Genomic DNA, 23,233 nt, shown 5'->3' with positions numbered 1-23,233 from the left:
AGAACGAGGGGAAAATGAAACGAACAGAGATTGAACGACAGGCCATACAAAACTTTTTAAAGTCTGTGGATTTGTTCAAAAAACTTCCCCCTGCAGTTCTCTTAAGACTGGCAAACAATGTCCAAGAAAAATTAATTCGAAGCCACGAGGCTCTCTATTATAAAGGAGAGTCCTCGGAATCGATTTACATTGTCAGATACGGTGAAATCCTTCTTGAGAACGTTGCTGGTCAAAATCATGTATATGTAGGTTCTGGCCAAGTATTGGCAGAGAACTCACTGATCTCTAGTTCCAACCATTCCACATCTGCCATTGCTGTCATCGATACCCTTGTTTATGTTTTGAATGGTAAATTATTTTTGCAATTAGCATCTCAAGAGAAGGTATTTGCACAAAACATCATCCAAATGATGGGCTCTCGGATGCGAGAGAATTTAGACCGTTCTAGTCATAAAGATACATTTCCAGGCTTACGAAGGTTATGTGTTCATCTTCCTTTAGAACCAGAATATCATTTTGGTGAAAAAGTAAAATCTTTCTTAGACGAGTATGGTGAGGTTACCAAAAAATTATCATCTGCCATTCCTATTTCTACTTTTAAAGGAATGGATCCCACAAAAATTTCTGAGTATCTAACCAATCTTAGAAGTAAAACTCCCTTACTTCATATTTATTTTGATGAATCCACTTCCAGAATGGATTTGCATTATCTTGTCGTTCAATCCGACTTCATAGTTTTTTGGGAAGATGAACCAGAAAAGTTTTATAAAGAAAAAGAAGAGATCATAGGTTTTTGGAAAACTAGAATTCGAAACTTTGAAGGTCGCGCCATTCGTATGATGGAAAGCGGTGTTCGTAAAAGTTACCTTCCCCAAGACCAATCACTCAAAACCTTTTATCAAAAAGATACATTGGCAAGGTATCTCGTCGCAAAAACAAGAGGTTTGGCGTTAGGTGGTGGTGGTGCCAGAGCCCTTGCGCATGTTGGTTTGTTAAAAGTATTACATAGAGAAGGAATTCATTTTGATTTTGTTTCTGGTGCATCGATGGGAGCTGTGATTGCGGCCCTGTATGCGAGAAAAAATTCACCGGTAGAAATTGAAGAGATGATTAAAAATTTCTTTGGTGGATTGGAAAGTGCCTTCGATCCAACGATCCCAGTTGTTGCCTTTTTTAAAGGAAAACGAATGAAACGGATGTTAAAAAAAGGGTTTGGTGACCAAAGAATTGAAGAATTACCTCTCCCTTTTGCCACTTCCGCGGTGGATTTACAAACAGGCAAAGAACATATTTTTGACCAAGGTCCCATTACAGAAGCTCTCACCAGTGCGATGAGTTTGCCTGGTGCCTTTCCTCCTTACAGACTTGGTGAAAAACTATTAGTGGATGGCGGAATGATCAATAACGTTCCCGAAAATCTCATTCGTTCTAAGGGTGCGGATGTGGTGATGGGAATCAACGTGTCTCCTTTACAAGAAATTGTTCCGGTCAAACTTTTCGAAGACAGAAACACAACAGAAAAAGGATTCTTTCGTTATATTTGGGATACTTTAAAATACCCTCCTATCTTACAGATTATGACAAGAACCATTACTTTGGAAGGAAGAGAAATCACTCGCCTCAAACGACCTAAAATGGATCTTTTTGTACACTTCCATTTAGAAGAATTTCAATTATTTGATTTTGCTCGTTACCAAGAAATCATTGATAAAGGGGAACAGGAAGCAGAAGCAAACTTAGCAGAGATCAAACAATTGTTTTCTTAACAATTGTTTGATTTACAATCTAAATCACTCTACCTAACGAAAGCTATATAGTTTCGATCGGTGGAGTGAATGTTTTTAAGTTTAAATCAATTTTACAAAGAAGAAAGGATTTCTTTTTTCTTTGCTTCAAACTCTTCTGCGTTGATGAGACCCTGGTCGAGTAATCCTTTTAGTTTGGCAATCCTTGCGGCCGGATCATTGGCTGCTGGAGCTGCACCACTTTGGCCTCCCCCTTGGTTCATCATATTGCCCATCATTTGGCCCATGTTCATCCCCATTCCCATGCCCATCCCGGCACCCATCGCACCACCACCTTGGCCTTCGTTTTCTGCGGCAGCTTGTCCAATATCAAACATTTTCTTTTGTTGGTATTTATCGCCGAGCATATCGATTTCGAATTTATCGGTAATGATTTTTTGGATTCTTTGGTAGTTGGGATCGTTTTGGTCAAAGTTCACCGAAGATACGTTAAACTCTGTTAAGTCGATTCCATATTTTTCAAATTCAGGGGCCAGTTTGACTTTTCCAGCAGTGGAACTTTCATCTCTGAATTTATTGATCTCCACAACAGATGTATTGTTATTTAAAATAACTTCCGAAATAAAATCACCGATCCCACGAACTATATTTGGTTTTAAAAATTCATCAATGGATTCGTTGGTAGTTCGATTTCCACCTTTCACTACATTCAGTAAAAAGGATCTTGCATCTTTGATTCTAAATTTATAATCACCAAAAGCACGAATGTTTAATACAATTTTGTATTTTGGATCTTCCAAAGGGATAGGAGTATTGGTTCCCCATTTCATCGCAAAGATTGCTTTGTTTACATAATAAACTTCTGCTGTAAATGGAGTTTTTCCACCAAAAGGAAGATTGACGAGAGCTTCAAGGATGGGAATGTTTCCCGTTTTTAAAGTATGAGTTCCTGGACCAAAAGTATCCAATGCCTTACCTTCTTTAAAAAAGATGGCTTCTTGGTTTTCATCCACCACCAGTTGCCCTGCGGTACTGATTTCATCAGATGGATACTTCCAAACGATTTCATTGGGACTACCTTCAAATTTAATTCTATCGATTAGTGCCATGGTTTATTCCTTATTTCCTGATTTTATTATTTTAAAAAGATTGAGTTTCTTGATTCAAATTGTGTTTCAAAATCTAACAGTGATTTGTTGAAGGATTCAATTGCGGCTTCTGGGTTAGTCACAAATGCACCGGGAAGGGTATCCAAAATTTCTTTTTGTAAGTTCCCCACTTTTTCCAACATCGAAAAGTCATGGTTGAGTAATTTTTCCATTTCTTCTGCTGTGGCTTTGACTCCCGCGCCGAGTCCATTCAGTCCATAACCAGCAGAACCTACTTTCATAATGATTCGATCGAGGAGTGTAGTAGCAGGATTTGTTTTTCCAATGTTTTGGATTTGTGCTTTCGCAACAAAACCTTCTTCTAGTTTACGAAAACTTTCTTTAAAAGAGGTAAGAATTCCTCCGAGTTCTTTTCGAATGAGAAAATCGGTTTTTTCATACTCTTGGTTGGCAAGAGCTTCTTCGAATAGTTTGGTTTCTTTTAAAAACTTACGAATGGGATCTTGTTCGTTCTTAAAACGTTCTAATGTTGTTTTTAACCAAGTTTGGTCCATTTTATTCCTCTGTTGCGTTTCCTTCTAACGTCTGTATGGTGTCGCAAGTGATGTAGTTAAAAATGACACTTTTTTCAGTTTGGTAGAGCCCTTTGGCTGGTAATGATTTCCATTTGGCCATATCAAAATCACAGTCATGTTTTTCTCCTTTGGTTTCTCCGCTAGACTCTGTGAAATGAACTATATATTTTTCTTCCTTGGGTCCTAAACGTTCACAACCAATACTTGTGTTTGCACATTCGCGAATTTGAGGAGTGGGCCAATAGGGTTCTTGTGTGGTTCCAAATCCTTTGGCCACAGCATTTCTATCAAAGGCCCATTTATCGATGCGGTAACTACAATGGTCATCATACACAGGTTCTTGTCTGTATTTGGTAGTACAACTTTCACTTTCAGAGAAGGTTCCATCTCCACGATCCGAACGAACAGTATGACAATCTTCTCCATCAGGAATGCTGTTATAACTTCTGACTTGGCGACTGCGGGACACACTGTACGCACCCATAGGCATAGAGTCACACCATTCGGATTCAGAAACTGGTTTGAACTGATCGATGGCGATTGTGCGAGACCATTCATGGTGAGTGATTTGTAATTCTACTTTTTCCGTCCATAAAACGCCAAGACAAACAAATCCAATCCCACCAATCACAATGGTTCCCAATAACCACAAAACCCATTTGGGAGTTTTGGGATGAGGTTTGATGTATTCGGAATTGGGGAAGGCTAAATCTTCTTTAGCTTTTTGGACAGAGTCTTCTGTGATTCCATCGTGATCGGATCTGAGTTTGACATTTTGTGCACCATCTAAGGAACCTCCACAGTTTCCACAGAACGTGGCTTTGGCTCCATTCGGAGTTTGGCAAAAAGGACAAACCTTATCGACTCCATAATAGATATGGTCTTGGACAGCAACTTTGTCTGCATCGTTTGGAAAGTATCGACGACTTGGGTCTTGTGTGGCTCCACAATTGGGACAATGCCTATGTGTTTTACCGAGTAATTTTTTTGACCCGCAAAATTCGCAGTCCCAAAGCATTTCATAGATTCTTTCTTCTGCCATCGCAACCAAGGTTTATTTGCAAAAAATTGACTTTTGCAAGAAAAATATTTTCAATTCGCAAAATCCCACGTAGAATCTTTGCAAAATGAGATTGGTACTAAATCTAGTTCTTAAGTTTCGCTATTTCCTTTTTTCTTTTGTCGTTCTGATTTTCTCTCTTGGATACCTTCAGTCACGATCAAAACAGAATGCAGTTCATCCACTGGATAGTTTGTATTTGAAATTATCACCTAATGTAGTTAATGCGGAAAGGAAAATCACCTTTCGAAGACTTTCCCTTCATTTACGAGGAGTGATTCCCAGTGTCGCCGAATGGAAAGAACTAGAAGCTCTACCTTCCGACCAAAGTTTAGAATCATTCGCAGTTAATTTTTTAAAACAACCTGAGTTTGCCGAATACTGGGGGACTAAGTTTACTTCCATGTTGCGGGACAAATCCAAAGGTCGAAAAATTCCTACAGGCAAATTCTTTGAATACATTGCGGGTTCGCTTCATAAAAACAAACCCTATGACCAATTGGTGCAAGAGATGTTAACATCGACTGGCAATGTAAAAGATTCTCCTGCTACCATGTTTTACATCCGTGATGGGGCTGATCCATTACAAACAGCGGAGTATGTGGGAAGGTTATTTTATGCAAAACGAGTGGCTTGTGCCAGATGCCATGACCATCCTTATATTTCGGATTTTACCAGAAGAGATTATTATGCACTTGCTGCTTTTTTTAGCCAACAGTTCTTTCGGGATGGAAGTTGGGAAGCAGATCGTTATGGAAAAACATTCAGTTATGTTCCAAGAGAATTAGAAGTCCATCTTCCTATGGAAGACCAAAAAAATCTCCAAGACAAAAACAATGAATGGAATCGAGACAATTGGAACAAATGGACCGACGAACAACGAAAAGACTATCAAAAGAAACATGAAGTAGAGTATGCCACACTTTTCTACCAACCGAAACTCGGCCTTCGATTTCCTCATACGGATGATGCCCCCGGTGGAGATTTGGTTCGGCCCAAGTATTTGGACGGAAAGGAAGCCAAACTAAAACCTGGTGAAGATCGTAGAAAAGCCTTTGCTGATTGGTTAACCAGTAAGTCCAATGACAGGTTTCGCAAAGTAATCATCAACCGGGTGTGGACCGAACTTATGGGTTGGAGTTTTTTCACACCACTTGATGACTGGAATGAAGACACTGTGGTGACAGGGGAAGAGATCCTAAACCATCTCGATTCTTATTTTTTGGCAAACAACTTAAAACTAAAAGAACTCATTTTATACATTGTCACTTCGAATGTTTACAATCGTTCGCTGACAAAAAGTCCAAACGACCAAGACCCCATTCGGTATTTTTCACCACAAAGATTGGATAGTGACCAACTCCTAAACTCTCTCATTCGAGTCTCTGATTCCCAAAAAATCAGTAACATTCGAGAAAGGAATTTATCTTGGCTCTCTGGCCTTATGGATAAAAAACCTTATGATTTGACAGGTACGGGTTCCATTCGATTTCCCCAAGACAATTTAAAGGAATTCACAAACGCAGTGGAGGTGGAAAGACCTGCACCTTACCATAGCATTTTATCTGTTTTTGGGTCTGGACCAAGAGTGGATATTTCTGATGATATCTCTGAACTTACCATCGAACAAATGTTAACATTGATGAACGGTCGTGTGGTGGGAAAACTGGTTTGGGATTTTGGGAATAAAGAGTCTTTGGTGAAACAAGAGTTTGACCAAGTAAAATCAATGAATTTGGTTATTTCCAATCTTTACTTTCGACTTTTAGGTCGAGAGCCAAGTCCTTTAGAAAAAGAAAAGATAAAAACACTTATGTTAAAACCAGATTCTGTTTTTGACAAAGACTTACTCCAAGACATTCTCTGGGCTCTGATCAATAGCCAAGAGTTCCAACATATCAATTAAGGAATTTTCATGGATCGCAAAGAATTTTTAAAAAAATCAATCCTCAGTTTGGGACTCAGTCCCGTTTTGTTTTCTACAAATCCCTTTGGAAGTTTACATGCGGAAGAAGAAGAGGAATCCATTGCCCTTCCTTCTAAAGTAAAGTCCGTCATCTTTATTGAAATGATGGGAGGGATGAGCCATGTGGATACATTGGATCCTAAACCGAATAGTGCATTTGGAAAAGTAAACTCCAGTATCTCAGGGTTATCTGTATTGGAACCGTTTTCTCTTACCGCCAAACAATTACATTCGATTGGAATCGTTAGGTCTACATGGAGTGAAGAAGGAGATCATGGTTTTGCACAAATGTTATTGGGAACAGGATACCGAATGACAGAAGCGATGGGCTTTCCAGACATTCCTCATTTTGGTGCTGTAATAGCTTATGCTAAAAAAGCAAAAGTCAAATCTTCGTATTTTCCAAGTTATGTGACGATTGGTGGCCGTGGTGGAAAAAATGGGAACTCTGGGTTCCTTGGAATCGATTATTCTGGTTATCATGTTGGAAATGTGGATGAACCCATCCAACACCTAAATCCATCCTATGGAAAATTTGCAGAAGATCGAATTCTTCGAAGAAAAGATTTGGTTTCTTTTATGAATGAGGAGTTTTCTAAAACTTATCCGACAAAAGAATCCAAACATTGGAAAAATATGCTCGTGGCAGCGGAAGAGTTTCGCAATTCCAAAAACATCGATAGTTTTCGCATCAGTTTGGAAGAGGAAAAAACACGGGCACGATACGGAACCACTTGGCAAGGCAAAGCGATGTTACTTGCCAAACGTCTTGCGGCACAGGAAGTTCCTTTCATCCATATTTCCATTGGAGGATTTGACACACATACGGGAAACAAAGCACAAATTACTAAAATTATGAAAGAAACCGACATGGGAATTGCAGCTTTGTTAGAAGATCTTAACAATACTGGTCTCATGAAACAAACGTTATTTGTTCTTACCAGTGAATTTGGAAGAACCCCTGATGTAGGATCAAGAGACGGTCGTGACCACCATCCGAAAGTTTGGTCTACTTTGCTCGGCGGTGGTCCCTTTGCCAAAGGATTTGTGTTAGGGGAAACTGATGAAACAGGTTCCAAACCTCTAAATCCAAAGGAATCGCTTCATGTAAGAGATCTCATTGCCACCATTTACCAAGCAGCAGGAGTCAACCCCGAAGGTGTACTTACCAACTCCTTTGGCCGTCCGTTTTTATTGACCACGAAGAAAGCCAAAGTCTATGAAGGTTTGTTTTAGTTTTTTTGTGCTTTATCGATACAAAGATAACCGTTTGTAAGAATGGTATCAAGCGAAGTGGATTTATCTCCTGGATTCAAATAGGTTTCTGTAAATTGGGAACCTGTTCCATAGGATTGACAGTTGGCGATGGCAGCTTCCCTTGTATCATTTGGTTTTGCATATACCACTGTAGTGACTTTGGTTGTATCTCCGTTGGGTTGGTAACGACATACTCCCACTAGGTTTTGGATAGAACATTTGGAGGAGGACTTTGTAAATCCCAATGGACAAGAGATTTCTTCTTTCACCAAGCCATATTGTTCCGTACAAGATGGTGAGTCGTTAGAAGTAGCAGAACAAGAACCTAAAAATTGGAAACTTCCACTAAAACCAGATTTTCCTGCATTCAAACTAGCCAAATACAAAGTTTGCAGGCATTTCGTCTGTGTTTCTTTAATTTTATCTTCCCTTTGTGTTTTACATTGTTCTAAAGATAAAGCTAACAAAAGTATAGTGATCAATGTTTTCATAAATGGGTTCATTTTAGTAAAATACCTGAATTTGTGTTCGAACTACGTGGTCTCCTTCTGCGGCTGTGGGAGTTCCTGTGTAATAAAAATAGTCAGTTTGCCATTTTAAATTATGTTCTGCAAAGTAATAGGAAAGTGCTCCTCCCACTTCACGAGAATATTTCAAATTGGGATCTGTTTCTCCTAAAGGTCGAAATTCCCCAAATCGAAAACTGAGTTCATATTGATTTGTAAAAAGGTAGCCCAATTGGACAAAATGACCTTGTCCACTTCTGGAATATTCTCTGGAAAGTGACGTGTTGACTGTTTTTTCCACATAAGCCGTGTTTGCTCTTCGCCACAACCACTCATATTGAAAGGAAAAACCCATCCATTTGAAATAAATATCTCCTGCAGCATGGCTATAATTGAATTTTGCAAAATTATATTCAACACCATGGGTACTCAGTGACCTATCGGAATTTTTATTGTAAGCCCCAGAAACACCAATCGATAATTTTGGTTCTTTGTATCTGGCAAAATCACTTTCTGACAACCAATCATTATCAGAACCAGATTTTGACATTCCACCAAAAGGAGAAAAAATAAATCTGGCAACAGTCAACACACCGGGAGTTTGTCTTTCGACTCGGTTTCTCCCTTGTCCACCAAAAACACCTAAGTAGTAAGCAAACATTCGTTTGCTGCCAAAAAGATCTTCCGAAAAAAGATAAGTTCCCACATCACGATCTAAATTAAATTCTGCGGTGACTGATGATCTATCTACAGTTTGTAAGGCACTGGATGAATTCCAACGTTGTCTACTGAAGGGAACTTTCATTTGACCAAAGGCGATTTTTACATCACGATACTGGTTGTAGACAATATTCGCATCACGTAATGTATTCCTTCTTTGGCTTTCCATATCTCGTTCGGCAAAACCCATTTGTAAGTTCACAAGCCATGTATCATTGAATAATCCTGCTTTGAGTTGTAATCTGGTACGGCGAACAAGAAAGTTTGTTGTATCTTGAGATGGATCTAGTTGAAAACTTTGGTTTCCTTGGACTTGTGATCGAAACCTTAATTGGATATTGTGTTTGCCGTCTGTAGATGTGCCACGAATTCCTTTTCCTAGTCCTGTTTCCCAATTGGATTTGTTTTCTGATGCCGTTGTCACCTGCGCCGTTGCTGCCGGAGGTTGCGGGGAATTCTCTGAACTTTTCTGTTGAGAACCTGTTTCTATTTTTGGTTCCGTTTTTTCTTCTGCCATAACGACAAAAGGAAAGGAAAAGAAACTCAAAAAGAGAAATACATATTGGACTGGAATTCGATTCTTATGTAACATAAACGTAAATTTTGTAATAAATGTCACAGTTGACAGGATGGAGGAAATGGCAAAAGGAAATCGGTCTTAAATTTTCGGATTATTTAACCTTCCTGACCCATTTTTCCTTTTCTTACCGAAGAAACTTAAAATACTGATCCCTGATCTATGAAAAAAGCACTCATCACCGGAATCACAGGCCAAGACGGGTCCTATCTGGCAGAACTCCTCTTACAAAAAGGATACGAAGTCCACGGAATCGTTCGTAGAACGAGCCTTTTCAATCGCAATCGCATTGAACACCTGCATGGAAACCCGAATCTCCACCTTCATTATGGAGACATGACAGATTCCTCGAACCTAAACCGAATCTTAGAAAAAATCCAACCCACTGAAATCTATAACTTGGCCGCACAATCTCATGTTCAAGTTTCCTTCGAAGTCCCTGAATACACGGCAGAAGTGGATGCGGTGGGAACATTACGAATCTTAGATGCGATTAAACAAACAGGAATCAATTCCCGATTTTACCAAGCATCTACTTCGGAACTTTACGGCCTTGTCCAAGAAGTGCCACAAACTGAAAAAACACCATTTTATCCGCGTTCACCTTATGCTGTGGCTAAACTTTATGCATATTGGGCTGTAGTCAATTATCGTGAAGCGTACAAATTGCACGCATCCAATGGAATTTTATTTAACCACGAATCTCCAAGACGTGGAGAAACCTTTGTGACAAGAAAAATCACACTTGGAGTGGCTGCTGTGAAAGCAGGAAAACTTCCTCATATCACTATGGGTAACATTGATTCCAAACGCGATTGGGGATATGCTCCTGATTACGTAGAAATGATGTGGATGATGTTACAAAAAGACACTCCTGACGATTATGTAGTAGCAACCAATGAAACACATACAGTTCGTGAGTTTATCGAAGAGGCTTATAAAATTGCCGGTTTCGAAGTAGTTTGGGAAGGGAAAGACGATAAAGAAGTTGGTAAGGACAAAAAATCCGGCCAAGTTTTAGTAAAAATTGATCCAAAATACTACAGGCCAACGGAAGTAGAACTCCTTATTGGAAATCCTGAAAAAGCAAAACGTCAGTTAGGTTGGGAGCCAAAAGTGAAATTCAAAGAATTGGTGAAAATCATGATGGAAGCTGATTTAAAGGACCAAGGATTTTAAATAGATTCCCTAGTTTTGGAAATACAATTTATTACTAAAACTTGGGATTGAAAACCAAGAGATTTGTGCCAGTTGACAAACTCTTGGTTTATGATTTTGAATATGTTGTTGGGTTAATAGGAAAAGAATCTAAACTCGGTTTAAAGACCAAAAAACTGATCCAACATCAATTTCTTCAATGTCTCTTTTAGTTTTTCTTGGATGTTGACAATTTTCACTGTCATCTTTTTTTCATCGGCTTTGTTTTTGAATGATAACAAACGAGAAATTCCGAGAGAACTCACAATGACTACTTTCTCTAAATCCAAAGAAATTTCTTGAACATTCTTTTCCAGAATCTCCGCTAAAATTTCCCGCAACTCCGGTGCATTTCCGTCGAGAATTTGATCCATAAAACGAACGCGGATCGTATTTCCCTTTTCTTCAACTAGTATCTTATCGCTCATATTTCCGTGGCCTCTAACATAAGTCAGGAGAGGAATGCTGGCAAGAAGTTATTTCAGCTTCTTTAGCTTATTCTCCATATTAGCCTTTTTATGATAGAATTGGACGAGTTTTTCTAGTTCTGCCATGTCTGAACAAACAATTTTTCCCATATCCATCCGAATAAATTTATTATTTTTCATGATATCAGATATGATCAGTTCGTCTTTTGGATCAGTAAGACCCACCATTTTGAGAAGGTCTTTGGTTCCGATTTCAAAATTATAAGCTTGTTTGGGAGCCACTTTGATTCGATTTTTTTCGGCCAAGGTCATCAGTGTATCAACGATACGGCCTTGAGGATCTTTGAGGAGTAAGTTTGCTAATTGTTTGTAAGCAATCCAAATTCTTTCAGAAAGGAGAGTGATAAGCCTTGTTGCCAATTGCGGTTGTGCTTTCACCATCCCTTCAAAGTTGGCTTTGTTGATGGCAAGAAGTTCCACATCACCTGCAGCCACTGCCGAAGCAGAGCGAGGTTTGTTATCAAGGATGGCCATCTCTCCAAAAATATCTCCTGCTTGGAGAACAGCGAGCATCACCTCGTTTTGGTTTACGATTTTGGAAATTTTTACCTTTCCACTTTGTAAGATAAATAATTCCTTACCCGGTTCATGTTCACAAAAGATCATCTCACTATCTTTATAGTTCCGATTGAATTTTGTGTAATCAATGGGAGGAGATTGGAATGGTTGGTTCATGGTTTGTAATCGCAACTTTGCCTGCGGTACAAACTGTCCATTCGGAAGATGTTTTAGATAACTTTGGTATGCGAAAGTCGCATGTGAAGAATTCTGTTGTTGGAAGTAATATTCACCAATTTTAAAAAGTTCGTTTGGATCTTCTTCGACAGCATTGCGAAAGGATAAACGAGTGATTGTAGTATCAAATTGTCGTAACTTCATGGAGAAGAAACGAATGATATTCATAGCAACTGCCGTAGACTTTTGGATTAGAGTTCCAAACTGGTCATAACTAACAGAGATTAAAGATACATTAGTAAGGGAAGTAGCAGATTCGATTTGTGGATGTTGGCTCATGGCCGCAACCACACCAAAGAAGTCACCAGGTCCTAAAACTTGGTTGGGATCTTCTCCGACAACAGCAGTCTCGCGTGTAACACGTACCTTCCCCTCACGGATGATATAGAAATTGTTCGCATCCTTTTTCCCCTCTACAATGATGTAGGAGTTCGCTGGGAAAGTAACCATTTGAAAAAACGACATTCTTAAATCTCTGAACCCTTTTTGCTCAACGTGCCTAGTTTATTATCGGAGATCCCTAGGGCAATATTTTCGTAAAAATTACTTATTTTTACTCTCTCCTAAAATTTCCATCTGAGTCAGTTCTAATTCCGCTTCTTGTGCAATTTTGCTAGAATACGTATTTTTGATAATGTCCTGAAAAATCTGATAGGCTTTATCTTCCCGGCCCATACGCACAAAGGCTTTTCCTGAAATTAGGTAGGATTCGAGCCCTTCTTCTGTGTTGGGAAATTCTTTATAAGTTTTTAGTTCATTTTCCGCAAGAGCTAAAATATCTCCCGTCATGCGGTAGTTGGAACTTAAAATCTTCCTAATATCTCTTGTTTTGGGATGGCCCGGATAGAGTAACAGAAAACTTTTGCATGATTCTACAGATTGGTAGTGGTTTCGGTCTTCCAAAAACTCTTTCGCCTTTTGGTAAAGAAGATCACCTTGTTTGGTGCGTTCATTGGCAAAAATTTGACTGATGGAACGTTCTGCGGAAAGAGTAAGGGGCAAAAAACCCAGAAAAACGAGGATTCCCAGAGCAGAAATGGCCCGTTTGAAAAGATTCCATACTGTAGAATTCTGTCTCATTACTATCAATTTCGGTTGAAACTAGGGTTCTACTGAACGGGTTTTTCTTCGGAAATGGCAAGAATTTTCGGAATTCCTGTTAAATCCCATAATTCTGCAGAGGCTCGCATCCTTTTTCCTGTGGGCAATCGAAAGATCCAATGTCCCTTTCCCTCTGGTCCCGTTTGGAAGGCAACTTGGTGTTTGGTGAGGTCACCCATCCTACGTTCTCGCAAAGGTGGAATGGGAAAACTTCTTTGTTTTTCTTCCTCTGGAAAAACATATAATTGAACCATATAAGAAGTGTTGGTTTGGCCACTATATTCGTAATTTAGAATGTAACCGGATTCAGATCCGTCTTCATAAGGTAGAATATTTAAAATTTTGATTTCGTTTTGGGAATTTGTGGGTAGGTTTGTTTGGGATTTGGTGGTTTCAGAGACCAGAGCCTGTTCCCCTTCGGATTTATAAAAGATCCGTTTAAAAGAAGAATCGTAATCTTCGGGACGTTTTAAAGAATAATAATGTCCATCTCCAAGAATCGAAAGTCTTTTTAGATCTTCTTCTCCTTGTGGATCAATATCAATCCCTAACACTTGCAAACGAAATTTTTTTCCAGAATTTTTCAATTGGTACAGTACTGCTTTGGGATCCCCGTCACAACTTTCCACACCATCCGAGATAAAAATAATTTCAGTTTCTTGTACATCATTCAAAAGAAATTCTCCCACAACACTTAAGGTTTGGGCAATGGGAGTAGATCCTGCAGGAACAATGTTAGAAATTTTTTGACTAACAAGGGATGCGGCCCCTCGTTGGATGGGGTGGTACAATCTGGCTGAGGAACAACCTGCAATTCGGTTACCGTAAGCGACAAGACCCACACTCACATCTTTGGGAAGACCACCAAGAACTTGTAAAAGTTTTTCTTTGGCAACCGCCATCCTTGTTTTCCCATCCCATTTTTCAGCCATAGAGCCACTGGCATCTAAGATAAACACATATCGTTTATTAGGTTGTGATTGGGCCGAAAGGGGAAAATTGGAAAGTAAAAATAAAATACAACCAACAAAGACAGAAAATCGGATCGAAGATTGTCCTTGGTTTTTATTTTTTTTCCGCACCTGTACACCATCGGCGAAAACGGGAATTGACCTTAGAGAGATTTGGGATCTAAAAAAGGAGGTTTCAGAAGGTTTGGTTTCACAAGAAGAGGGGTCCTGTCAAAGGAGGAATGTTCTCGTAGGAATCGCAAAATCATTTCGCAGGTTGCACCCCAAAGGAGACCGTCACCTAAATCAAAATAATAAGCAAAATGTTCCCGGCCCGGGACTTGGATGGCATAAAAAGGTATGGTCCAAAGGTCGGAAAAGGGAAGGAGGATGACCCGGTCCACTTCCTCTGTATTATGCGGAAAGCTCAAATCCCCTTCATAAATGGCTAAAAACGGGGTAATATGAAAACCGGTTCTTGTATGGAGACCTTCTAGTTTTCCAAGGACATTTAAGGTAGAACGATGGACTCCCATCTCTTCTTCCCATTCCCGAAGAGCCGTGACTAGGAGATTGGGATCTTGTTTTTCCTTAACCCCACCCGGAAATGAAATTTGGCCAGGGTGAGATTTTAGATGTTTGGAACGTTCTGTAAGAATGATACCTTCTGCTGTATCTTTGGATCCGAACAAAGGAAAAATCACTCCTGACTTGATTTCTGATGTGTCAGGAATTGCCTCGAAGTCCCTTGAAAGTTTTTCTACAAAGGACTGGTAGGGTAACATCAACCCTCGTCTTTCGAGTTTTGGTTTTGTTTTTTCCTACGTTTGGCAACAAATGCTTCTTTGGAACGAATGGCCACCAAACGGTTGATCATCGAATCAAAAGGAAGTCCTTGGATGGCAGCAAGTAAACTAGGACCATAGTTTTGTACTTTCCAATCGGAAAATACATGTAATGCTTTTAGTTCTTCCAAGTTTTTGGGTGCTGCTCGTAAAATAACGATAAGTTGTTTGTTGGAAGGCAGAAGAGAATGTTCCATTCGTCTAGCGCGCATAATGCGAAGTCGCCATTTTTTAGCGTTTTCGAATTTATGATTCTCTTCTTCGTTTAGATCTTCCCCGTGACGTTTCGAAAGTTCTGAGGTATCAATTGGATCACTATATTCTGCTATTAACAGTTTGTAGATTTCTGATCCGTCTTTTTTACCAAACCATTCGATACATTTGTCTTCGTTAGGTTGTTCTTTGACTGCTTGAGAGAGTTTGTCATTATTAAAAACGCGGAAACTTGCTTTGTTGATTCGTTTTGCTTTTTCGTCGCGGTAACGAAGAAGTTCTAAAATCTTTCTTCTTTCGAGAGGAGTGAAATTTAGAATATCAGGAAATTTTCCAAGGGAGAATCCTTCTCCTTCTTTGGCAACATACTCTTCAGATGCTATGAATTCAAACTCTGATTTTGCCTCATCATATAAAGATCTACGTTTGAGTTCTTCTTCCATTTTTAACCAAATGGATTCTAAATATGCGGTATCGAGGGCTGCGTATTTTAGCTGTTGTTTTTGGAGGGGGCGAATTTCCCAATTAGACTTCTGTTCTACTTTAGAAAGTGTTACTTTATGATAATGTTCTACCACATGGGACAATGAACTTTGTTCTAGTGACAATAACCGAGAACTGATCATTGTATCTGCCGTGTTCACAAATTTGAACCCAAAGTCTCTTTTTAAGGCTTTGATATCATCTTGTGCTGAATGGAAGATTTTGAGAATGTTCGGATCTTCAAACAAAGGACCCAAAGCTGACAAATTTGTGATTTTTAGAGGGTCAATCAGGTAATTTTTGCCATTAGAATTGATCTGAATGAGACAAACTTTGGGGTAGTACGTGTAATAACCGGAGGACTCGGTGTCGATGGACATGATTTTGGACTGTCTGAGATTAATCAGAGCTAAATCCAAAGCTTTTGCTGTATCAACGAGAATATAGTTGGAATTGATTTGCATCTAATTGGGATTTTGGAAATACTGCAATTGTCATTCTAACAATGATTCTCCAATCTGACAAACCAAAAGAAGAATGTGCCATATACGGCATCTACAATAGCAAGGAAGCTGCTAATTTTACCTACCTAGGTTTGTACTCGATGCAACACCGTGGCCAGGAGTCCAGTGGGATCGTCACAACTGATGGTTCCCACCTATACCGGTATGCCAATATGGGCCTTGTGGCAAATATCTTCACCCAACCGAAGATCAAAGAGCTCATAGGGGATGCGGCCATTGGTCACAACCGGTATTCCACAACGGGAGCAAGTTTTCTTAGAAATGCCCAGCCCATCCGCGTGGAATCTCACTTAGGTCCTGTGGCTCTTGCCCACAATGGAAACCTAGTCAACTCTTGGGACATTCGCAATCGCCTGGAGAGAGACGGGTCCATCTTCCAAACTACGATTGATTCCGAGGTTATCGTCCACCTTATGGCAAAAAGCCATAAAACAGATCTTCTGGAAGCCCTGTGTGAGTCACTGGCTCAGGTTCGCGGAGCTTATTCCTTATTAGTTTTAACTCCCAGATACTTAATCGCCGTGCGAGACCCGAATGGATTTAGGCCCCTTGTCATGGGAAAACGCTCGGACGGAGCCATTGTATTTGCTTCTGAAACTTGTGCTTTCGATATTACTGATACCGAATATGTAAGAGATGTGGAACCAGGGGAAATGGTTGTCATCGATCATACAGGAATGAGGTCTCTTTACCCATTCCCAAAAGCAAAACCAAGTCTTTGTATTTTTGAATATATCTACTTCGCAAGACCAGATTCTTATATTTTTGAAGAATCAGTTTACAAAGTAAGAAAATCTCTCGGTCGTCAGCTGGCACGTGTTATGCCTGTGGAAGCTGATGTGATCATTCCTGTGCCCGATTCTGCAAACATTGCAGCACTTGGTTATAGTGAAGAGTCAGGGATTCCTTACCAAAGTGGACTCATTCGTTCTCATTATATTGGTAGAACCTTCATTGAACCGGACCAAAAGATTCGCGACTTTGGAGCCAAAATCAAATACAATGTAGTGAAAGAAGTGGTGAATGGTAAACGAGTAGTCATCATTGATGACTCGGTGATGCGCGGAACCACAAGCCGTAAAATCATCAAAATGATTCGAAACGCTGGTGCCAAAGAAATTCATTTCCGTGTTTCAGCTCCACCTACGGTAGCTCCTTGTTATTATGGAATTGATATTCCTACCCATAAAGAACTCATTGCGTCCACTCATACCATTGAAGAAATTCAAAAATACCTTCGTGTGGATTCTCTCGCCTATCTAACGTTAGATACAATGCATAAGGCGGTGGAAGGACATAAAGGTGGTGGGTTTTGTGATGCTTGTTTTACATCCAATTACCCTGTCGAATTCCAAGACCATGCGGGAAATCAAAAGTCATTATTTACTGAATATGCGACGGAAGAGTGATGGAAGAGCTTGAACTTTCCAAAACCTTTGGTTTTGAAGCCGCACATTTTTTACCAAATGTTCCTGAAGGCCATAAGTGCAAAAGAATGCACGGTCATAGCTTTCGTTTTGCTGTTTATCTAAAAGGTGAAATTGATCCACATACCGGTTGGATTATGGACTTTGGAGAACTAAAATCCATCGTAAAACCAATCTTAGACGAACATTTGGATCATTATGTTTTGAATGATGTGCCAGGACTTGAAAATCCCACGAGCGAAAATATTGCAGTATGGCTTTGGAACCAACTAAAACCAAAACTTCCACTGCTAGATAAAATCACTTTGTACGAAACATGTTCGAGTTCTTGTGTATACAGAGGGCCGAAAAAGTAAATGGTCTCCGTTAAGGATTCCTCACTCAAATCCAAGTCTGAAAAAAAAGGTGCCGTTGTACTTCTGTCAGGTGGGCTTGATTCTACAACCTGCCTCTATTTTGCTGCCAAAGAATTTGGTTTTCCCAAAAACAAAAAATTACCACTACTAGCACTCTCTTTTGATTATTCGCAAAAACACAAAATTGAACTCATCAAAAGTAAAAAAATCGCCAAAACTCTCGGAATCAAACATGTGATCCAAAAATTGGATCCTGGTTTTTTTTTAGGAAGTTCACTTACAGAGAAAAAAATCAAGGTAAGAAAAAACGCCAAATCACTGTTTAGTGGTAAAGAGGAAGAAATTCCAAATACTTATGTACCTGGACGTAATATTTTATTTTTATCCTTTGCTCTGTCCCTGGCAGAAGGTCATGGATATGATTCGATTTACATTGGAGTCAATGCTCTTGATTATTCTGGGTATCCGGATTGTCGGCCAGAGTTTATTGAATCCTTCCAAAAAATGGCAAACCTAGGTACCAAAAAGGGTGTGAGTGGGGATGGTGATTCTATCCAAATCAAAACTCCACTCCTTCATTTGGGTAAAAAGGAAATCATTGAGCTAGGTTTAGAAGTGGGAGCTCCACTCCAATTAACACATTCTTGTTATGATCCTCTCAAAGGGAAACCTTGCGGAAAATGTGATTCTTGTATTTTAAGAGCTAAAGGATTTTTGGAAGCTGGAATTTTAGACCCAGCTTTATCAATTCGATAATTTTTGAAAGGGTTCTATGAAAATTCGAATACTGTTTTTTTTGTTACTCCTATCATTTCATTGTAAACTAATTAATCTCAATAATCCGTCTGATTCCCAGTCAAAAGCTTACTTGGAAACAGCATTGTGGAATTGCATATATAGACTTGTTCCATGTTATGAAATTACACAGCAAAACAAAGGCATTAAACAATGGACAAGATTGTTAGGTGGCACTTCGTCTGTTGCAACCAATTCTTTTGCTTCTGCAACTGATTTCGAAGGAAACAATTATATTGCTGGTAAAGTGGATGGAGCACTTCCTGGGCAAACGAAAGTATCTTCTGGTTTTAACACGGATTTATTTCTTGCGAAATACAACTCAATAGGAGACCTCCAGTGGGTTCGACAATTGGGCTCTTTGAGTAATTATAATTCAGATGCACAGTCGATTCATGTAGATTCCTTTGGTGATATTATTGTGACAGGACTAACCCAAGGTTCTTTTGGAGAATATACTTCAACAGAATATGGTTTAGTTTTATTAAAGTATTCTTCATCAGGAGAAAAACTTTGGACAAAAATATTTTATGGAAATTCGGGATCAGTGACTGCCGGAGTAGGAGTCACATCTGATTTACAAGGGAATATTTATGTTACCGGACATACTGAATTAACAAATATTAACGGTGAAATTGCTTTTGGAATTTATAATTTGATTCTATTTAAGTATGATCGAACGGGGAATTTGTTATGGACTCGAATATTAGCTGAGACTTCAGGAAGTTTAATTTTCGGATATAAAATTACATACGATCGATTCTCAAACCAACTTTTTGTGAGTGGTCATGCCACTGGCCCCGGAACTTTTTTAGGCCAAACCATTGGAAATACACAGGAAAGTTTTATCGCTGCATTTCGCGATGATGGTTTCAATACGTGGGCAAAAATTGTAGGCCAACCTGGAACAAGTGTTTTTGCGCGTGGAGTTTCTTCCGATCATCGTGGTAACGTTTATCTGACAGGTGAGTTGAGTGGATCACCAATTGATGGCCAAACTTTTTCTGGGGCAACCGCTGAGTTGCTTATAAAATACAATGTGAACGGTAATAGAGAATGGACAAAACTACGAGGGGCTGGTCCCGGAACAACAACTATCTCTCGAGATGTTTATGCTGACAACGCGGGTAACGTGTATACAACAGGTTGGACTACAGGGAATTTATCCGATGTGAGTTTGAATGGAACTCAAGATGTTTATTTGTCAAAATACCATTTTAATAGAAACTTGGAATGGACAAGGTTATCGGGTGGCACCTTGGTAACGTTAGATGGTATGGCTTTGTCTTCGGATCGCTATGGAACCATTTTTCTGACGGGAGGGACAACCGGAAACTTTGACGGTAAGATAAAAACAGGGACAAAAGATGCCTTTGTCATTCAATATAAATAATTTCCCAAGTTAGAAATCTATATGCGATTGCGATTCTTTTTATATCTAACGATTTTGGCCTTATGGTTATGTAAACCCTTGTCTTTGAATAATCCATCAGACCCGAAAACTGATGCCTTTTGGAAGACAGTGTTTTTGCGATGTTTATTAGAGGATATTGACTGTATTGAAGTTCCTCAAGACAACCAAGGGATCAAAGAATGGACAAAATTTTTAGGAGCAACAGGTAGTGTCTTAACAGCTTCGCAGTCCACTGCTACCGATCGATCTGGAAACGTGTATGTAGTTGGAACAACAACTGGTTCACTGGCTGGCCAAACAAAAATATCTCCTGGAACTTATAATGATATCTTTATAGCTAAATTTGATAGTAACGGAAATCTTTTGTGGGTTCGTCAGACGGGCAGTCCTATCATTGCTTCCACTTATGCTGAAGTAGCACATTTTGATAAGTGGGGGGATATGTATATAGTAGGTTCCTCTGGAGGTCCATTCAATGATTATACGGGTACCGGAGCAGGAAGTTTACTTCTTAAAGTGCATCCATCGGGTATTGTGCTCTGGACAAAAATTTTCCCAACGGGAAGTGAAACATTAGGATCGGGAGTCACTACAGATTCTGATGGAAATGTTTATATCACAGGAAATACTGAAGAACAAATCATCAATGGAGAAACGGCACTCGGCGGAAGAAATACGTTTATCTTTAAATACAGTCGTAACGGGGATTTTATTTGGACAAGACTTATTGACAATGGTGGTGCCAGTTCATATGGACAACAGATGCAATATGATCCTCATTCAAAAAATATTTTAATAGCTGGCCAAGTCGGTGGTTCCGGAACCTTTTTAGGAAATCCGTTACCAGGTGGAACCATGAATTCCTATTTACTTTCTATCAATACGAATGCTATCATCCAATGGGTTCGCTTCCTTGGAGTCTCCGGTGGGACTACCAGTGCAAAAACGTTGTCTGTTGATAAAAAGGGATCTGTGTATATTACAGGGGATGCAAATACAGATATTGATGGTCAATCTAAATCAGGCACCATTGTCCAATTTTTAACTCGATACAATGTGTTAGGTGAAAAAATTTGGACCCGGTTGTTAGGTGGTGGAGGATCAAGTAATACTTTTTCTTATGGAATATATGCTGATAATGCTTCTCATATTTATACAGTTGGAAGTAGTAATGGATATTTACCAGGTGTTAGTCTAATTGGAAATCAATATTCTTACCTCTCAAAATATGATGCAAATGGAAACTTGATTTGGATTCGAAATTCCGGAAGTAGTGGTTCCACTGTTTATGGAAGAGGAATTTCCTCAGATAAGTTTGGAACTTTATATGTATCTGGTTCTACCGATGGAAGTTTTGATGGGCAAACCAAACAAGGTACAAACGATGCATTTATTATGAAATATCGTTAATGACAAAAATCCGTTTGGATTCTATTTTTAGTTTTCTATTTCCTCCATTTTCTAGGGTTTGAGAAGTTTTTGGTCCGTCCCGGTTTGATATGAAATTTAGAACTTTTCATTTTTGGAGGATTCCATTTGGACTGATTGATTTGAAACCTGCCAGGTTTAATATCCAATTTTCCTTTGGGAATTTTTGTTCTTTCTTTTAAGATAGAAACTAATCCTGATAAATCCATTTCTCCTTGTAAGCCTCCGCCACTTTCCACCAATTCTTCTTCATCCTCACTATCCTCTTCGTCATCTTCTTCATCGTCGTAGTTGTCATCTTCAGCATTAGTTTCGGTTTTTCTCTTTTCATCGTTCATTGCGAGGTCTATGGCGATAGGTTTTGGTTCGATGTATTTAGATTGAAACGATATTTGTGAATAAAAATCTAAAATGTTAGATTCCGCTAATTGATATAAGTTGGCGCTACTTGTATCGTTTGGCAAACTTCTAGATAAAATGTAGATTTGGCTTTGCGATTTAAAACAAGAAAAAACAAAATACTCTTTTTTAAACTCATCGATTCCAGGTTCTGGTTTTGCAATTTCTAAAATAAAAGTATAAGTCCCATCTCGGTAGTCGGGTGTGTACATTTCATGTAGGATCGTTGACTTTGGATAATTTTTCTTAACCTTATCTACAAGATTTGTTGTGATAAAAGATTTTAATGTTTTTTCAAAGCCTTCAGTAATGATATCAGAATTAATTTTTGTATTTGTATTGATTGCCTGAATTTTGTAAAGACCGTGGATGGGATCATAGAAACTAACATTTTGTTTGCCATCACGAACCACAGCAAATCTTGTATCAACTGGAATTTGTGTTTTAAAAAGATCGGAATCAGAAGAATACATACTTCCTATGATATCACCATATACAGGATTCAAATGTTTGATTGGTAAAGGTTGGCTATATTTGTTTTCGATCGCAGATAAAAATTGGTCTTTCGCATGATCGACAAAACGATAATCTTTGTTATAGTTTTCTACATCGTTAAAAAAATTAAACGTTGGTAAGAGTAACCAACTGATTAGCCTTCTGTATCCGAACTTATACGCAATAGTCTCCCGTTTCAAATCAAAGGCTTTTCGTTTATAAACAGTGAAATAATGATTTTCGTAATTTGCAGTTGGAAGAATTCCGAGAGTAATTAAAAATAAAACAACGTTATAATTATCTTTTTCCTTTTTAGTATAATTTAACTGATAATATGTGTCGCAGTTTTCAAATTCTAAAAAACTAGTTAAAATATCTTCGTCAGTAAAAAAATATGTATCTGCATCCGCTATTTCGGCATATTTAATTAATGTTTTTTTATATTGAGGTTCCATCGAAAGATTTTGAATTTCTTTAAAACGATCGAAGGTTTTAATTTTACGAAAGGATTTCAATTCTTTCAAATAAGGCCAGGATTTTGGAACACCATATATATGTTTGATATGTTTTGTATTGGTGTTTTTTAATTTTAAATTGGTTCGAATGTTTTCTATGATTTGTGTATCGATGATAGGATTTAACTTTAGCGCGGAATCCCCAGTAGTTTCCAGACCTTGGAACTTGAAACTTGAAATAAAACAAGCAGTACCCAGTTCTCCAAATACATTTTCAGCTTCTGAAATTGGCGTTTCCTTTGTCTCGTTTTTGGAGACTCGGGTGTGATACCAACTTACCTGGCAATTCAAAAGGAAGATTAAGATTAAAAAATAAAATTTCATTTGGGGAATCACCGATGAGAGTAGGGCTT

The 23,233-nt window shown here is 38.8% G+C and carries 21 protein-coding genes; 9 read left to right on the top strand and 12 right to left on the bottom strand.

Annotated elements, in window-relative coordinates; genetic code table 11:
* Positions 1-14 precede the first annotated feature (14 nt).
* The gene (locus EHR07_RS10625) at positions 15-1,766 is read left to right on the top strand and encodes a patatin-like phospholipase family protein (protein WP_135745063.1); all 1,752 of its coding nucleotides are present in this window, start codon (positions 15-17) and stop codon (positions 1,764-1,766) included.
* Between the two features lie 92 nt (positions 1,767-1,858).
* Here EHR07_RS10625 and EHR07_RS10620 read toward each other — a convergent pair whose 3' ends face one another.
* From EHR07_RS10620 to EHR07_RS10610, 3 genes are read right to left on the bottom strand one after another with little or no spacing between them, the layout of a single operon-like run.
* Positions 1,859-2,854 carry an SPFH domain-containing protein gene (locus EHR07_RS10620; protein WP_135745062.1) on the bottom strand — a complete coding sequence of 332 codons (996 nt, stop codon included), beginning with the start codon at positions 2,852-2,854 and terminating at the stop codon, positions 1,859-1,861.
* A gap of 26 nt (positions 2,855-2,880) precedes the next feature.
* A complete protein-coding gene (locus EHR07_RS10615) occupies positions 2,881-3,408 on the bottom strand; it encodes an LIMLP_15305 family protein (protein WP_135745061.1) in 528 nt (175 codons plus the stop codon).
* A 1-nt stretch (position 3,409) separates the two neighbouring features.
* The gene (locus EHR07_RS10610) at positions 3,410-4,480 is read right to left on the bottom strand and encodes a zinc ribbon domain-containing protein (protein WP_135745060.1); all 1,071 of its coding nucleotides are present in this window, start codon (positions 4,478-4,480) and stop codon (positions 3,410-3,412) included.
* Between the two features lie 76 nt (positions 4,481-4,556).
* Between EHR07_RS10610 and EHR07_RS10605 the strand changes: the two genes are divergently transcribed.
* Together EHR07_RS10605 and EHR07_RS10600 are read left to right on the top strand one after the other, a co-directional pair.
* A complete protein-coding gene (locus EHR07_RS10605; protein WP_135745059.1) occupies positions 4,557-6,395 on the top strand; it encodes a DUF1553 domain-containing protein in 1,839 nt (612 codons plus the stop codon).
* Positions 6,396-6,404: 9 nt separating this feature from the next.
* Entirely contained in the window at positions 6,405-7,691 is a 1,287-nt protein-coding gene (locus EHR07_RS10600; protein WP_135745058.1) for a DUF1501 domain-containing protein, read from the top strand.
* Here the strand turns inward: EHR07_RS10600 and EHR07_RS10595 are convergent.
* Positions 7,688-8,203 (bottom strand): hypothetical protein, encoded by a 516-nt coding sequence (locus EHR07_RS10595; RefSeq protein ID WP_135745057.1) that lies wholly within the window; start codon positions 8,201-8,203, stop codon positions 7,688-7,690. The two genes, EHR07_RS10600 and EHR07_RS10595, sit on opposite strands and share 4 nt — an antisense overlap.
* 13 nt (positions 8,204-8,216) lie before the next feature.
* Positions 8,217-9,530, bottom strand: coding sequence for a porin (locus EHR07_RS10590; RefSeq protein ID WP_135745056.1), 1,314 nt, complete (start codon positions 9,528-9,530; stop codon positions 8,217-8,219).
* A 147-nt stretch (positions 9,531-9,677) separates the two neighbouring features.
* Between EHR07_RS10590 and gmd the strand changes: the two genes are divergently transcribed.
* Positions 9,678-10,694 (top strand): GDP-mannose 4,6-dehydratase, encoded by a 1,017-nt coding sequence (gene gmd, locus EHR07_RS10585; RefSeq protein WP_135745055.1) that lies wholly within the window; start codon positions 9,678-9,680, stop codon positions 10,692-10,694.
* 140 nt (positions 10,695-10,834) lie between these two features.
* Here gmd and EHR07_RS10580 read toward each other — a convergent pair whose 3' ends face one another.
* From EHR07_RS10580 to EHR07_RS10555, 6 genes are all read right to left on the bottom strand, one after another.
* The gene (locus EHR07_RS10580; RefSeq protein ID WP_135745054.1) at positions 10,835-11,140 is read right to left on the bottom strand and encodes an STAS domain-containing protein; all 306 of its coding nucleotides are present in this window, start codon (positions 11,138-11,140) and stop codon (positions 10,835-10,837) included.
* Positions 11,141-11,188: 48 nt separating this feature from the next.
* The gene (locus EHR07_RS10575) at positions 11,189-12,400 is read right to left on the bottom strand and encodes a Crp/Fnr family transcriptional regulator (protein ID WP_135745053.1); all 1,212 of its coding nucleotides are present in this window, start codon (positions 12,398-12,400) and stop codon (positions 11,189-11,191) included.
* A 78-nt stretch (positions 12,401-12,478) separates the two neighbouring features.
* Positions 12,479-13,015, bottom strand: a complete 537-nt coding sequence (locus EHR07_RS10570) for a tetratricopeptide repeat protein (RefSeq protein WP_135745052.1) — start codon at positions 13,013-13,015, stop codon at positions 12,479-12,481.
* 29 nt (positions 13,016-13,044) lie between these two features.
* A complete protein-coding gene (locus tag EHR07_RS10565; protein WP_135745051.1) occupies positions 13,045-14,118 on the bottom strand; it encodes a vWA domain-containing protein in 1,074 nt (357 codons plus the stop codon).
* A gap of 32 nt (positions 14,119-14,150) precedes the next feature.
* Entirely contained in the window at positions 14,151-14,774 is a 624-nt protein-coding gene (locus EHR07_RS10560) for an NUDIX hydrolase (protein WP_409035715.1), read from the bottom strand.
* Complete coding sequence (locus EHR07_RS10555) at positions 14,771-15,991, bottom strand: ribonuclease D (protein WP_135745049.1); 1,221 nt, start codon at positions 15,989-15,991, stop codon at positions 14,771-14,773. Before EHR07_RS10555 ends, EHR07_RS10560 begins: the two co-directional genes overlap by 4 nt.
* Before the next feature lie 41 nt (positions 15,992-16,032).
* Between EHR07_RS10555 and purF the strand changes: the two genes are divergently transcribed.
* From purF to EHR07_RS10530, 5 genes are all read left to right on the top strand, one after another.
* On the top strand, positions 16,033-17,460 hold the full coding sequence (gene purF, locus EHR07_RS10550; RefSeq protein WP_135745048.1) for an amidophosphoribosyltransferase: 1,428 nt from the start codon (positions 16,033-16,035) through the stop codon (positions 17,458-17,460).
* Positions 17,460-17,834, top strand: coding sequence for a 6-carboxytetrahydropterin synthase QueD (gene queD / locus EHR07_RS10545; protein ID WP_135745047.1), 375 nt, complete (start codon positions 17,460-17,462; stop codon positions 17,832-17,834). The genes purF and queD overlap by 1 nt, the downstream gene beginning before the upstream one ends.
* A complete protein-coding gene (queC, locus tag EHR07_RS10540) occupies positions 17,835-18,590 on the top strand; it encodes a 7-cyano-7-deazaguanine synthase QueC (RefSeq protein WP_135745046.1) in 756 nt (251 codons plus the stop codon).
* A 124-nt stretch (positions 18,591-18,714) separates the two neighbouring features.
* Positions 18,715-20,022: an SBBP repeat-containing protein gene (locus EHR07_RS10535; RefSeq protein ID WP_238734798.1), complete on the top strand. Its 1,308-nt coding sequence runs from the start codon at positions 18,715-18,717 to the stop codon at positions 20,020-20,022.
* A gap of 21 nt (positions 20,023-20,043) precedes the next feature.
* Complete coding sequence (locus EHR07_RS10530; protein ID WP_208739759.1) at positions 20,044-21,453, top strand: SBBP repeat-containing protein; 1,410 nt, start codon at positions 20,044-20,046, stop codon at positions 21,451-21,453.
* Positions 21,454-21,488: 35 nt separating this feature from the next.
* Here the strand turns inward: EHR07_RS10530 and EHR07_RS10525 are convergent, their stop codons facing one another.
* Positions 21,489-23,204: a hypothetical protein gene (locus EHR07_RS10525; RefSeq protein WP_135745044.1), complete on the bottom strand. Its 1,716-nt coding sequence runs from the start codon at positions 23,202-23,204 to the stop codon at positions 21,489-21,491.
* Between the last annotated feature and the right edge of the window lie 29 nt (positions 23,205-23,233).

The organism is Leptospira bandrabouensis (assembly GCF_004770905.1).
GTDB classification, from domain to species: domain Bacteria; phylum Spirochaetota; class Leptospiria; order Leptospirales; family Leptospiraceae; genus Leptospira_A; species Leptospira_A bandrabouensis.
Note: the sequence above shows the minus strand (reverse complement) of the source record. Positions and strands in the feature narration are given on the sequence as shown.

What these genes read in the sequence shown, in the direction of transcription:
- EHR07_RS10615 (WP_135745061.1), bottom strand. Translation starts at nt 3,408, where the DNA reads ATGGACCAAACTTGGTTAAAAACAACATTAGAACGTTTTAAGAACGAA.
- EHR07_RS10595 (WP_135745057.1), bottom strand. Translation starts at nt 8,203, where the DNA reads ATGAAAACATTGATCACTATACTTTTGTTAGCTTTATCTTTAGAACAA.
- queD (WP_135745047.1), top strand. Translation starts at nt 17,460, where the DNA reads ATGGAAGAGCTTGAACTTTCCAAAACCTTTGGTTTTGAAGCCGCACAT.
- EHR07_RS10600 (WP_135745058.1), top strand. Translation starts at nt 6,405, where the DNA reads ATGGATCGCAAAGAATTTTTAAAAAAATCAATCCTCAGTTTGGGACTC.
- EHR07_RS10580 (WP_135745054.1), bottom strand. Translation starts at nt 11,140, where the DNA reads ATGAGCGATAAGATACTAGTTGAAGAAAAGGGAAATACGATCCGCGTT.
- EHR07_RS10625 (WP_135745063.1), top strand. Translation starts at nt 15, where the DNA reads ATGAAACGAACAGAGATTGAACGACAGGCCATACAAAACTTTTTAAAG.
- EHR07_RS10620 (WP_135745062.1), bottom strand. Translation starts at nt 2,854, where the DNA reads ATGGCACTAATCGATAGAATTAAATTTGAAGGTAGTCCCAATGAAATC.
- EHR07_RS10570 (WP_135745052.1), bottom strand. Translation starts at nt 13,015, where the DNA reads ATGAGACAGAATTCTACAGTATGGAATCTTTTCAAACGGGCCATTTCT.
- EHR07_RS10605 (WP_135745059.1), top strand. Translation starts at nt 4,557, where the DNA reads ATGAGATTGGTACTAAATCTAGTTCTTAAGTTTCGCTATTTCCTTTTT.
- EHR07_RS10525 (WP_135745044.1), bottom strand. Translation starts at nt 23,204, where the DNA reads ATGAAATTTTATTTTTTAATCTTAATCTTCCTTTTGAATTGCCAGGTA.
- queC (WP_135745046.1), top strand. Translation starts at nt 17,835, where the DNA reads ATGGTCTCCGTTAAGGATTCCTCACTCAAATCCAAGTCTGAAAAAAAA.
- EHR07_RS10530 (WP_208739759.1), top strand. Translation starts at nt 20,044, where the DNA reads ATGCGATTGCGATTCTTTTTATATCTAACGATTTTGGCCTTATGGTTA.
- EHR07_RS10575 (WP_135745053.1), bottom strand. Translation starts at nt 12,400, where the DNA reads ATGTCGTTTTTTCAAATGGTTACTTTCCCAGCGAACTCCTACATCATT.
- EHR07_RS10555 (WP_135745049.1), bottom strand. Translation starts at nt 15,991, where the DNA reads ATGCAAATCAATTCCAACTATATTCTCGTTGATACAGCAAAAGCTTTG.
- gmd (WP_135745055.1), top strand. Translation starts at nt 9,678, where the DNA reads ATGAAAAAAGCACTCATCACCGGAATCACAGGCCAAGACGGGTCCTAT.
- EHR07_RS10590 (WP_135745056.1), bottom strand. Translation starts at nt 9,530, where the DNA reads ATGTTACATAAGAATCGAATTCCAGTCCAATATGTATTTCTCTTTTTG.
- purF (WP_135745048.1), top strand. Translation starts at nt 16,033, where the DNA reads ATGATTCTCCAATCTGACAAACCAAAAGAAGAATGTGCCATATACGGC.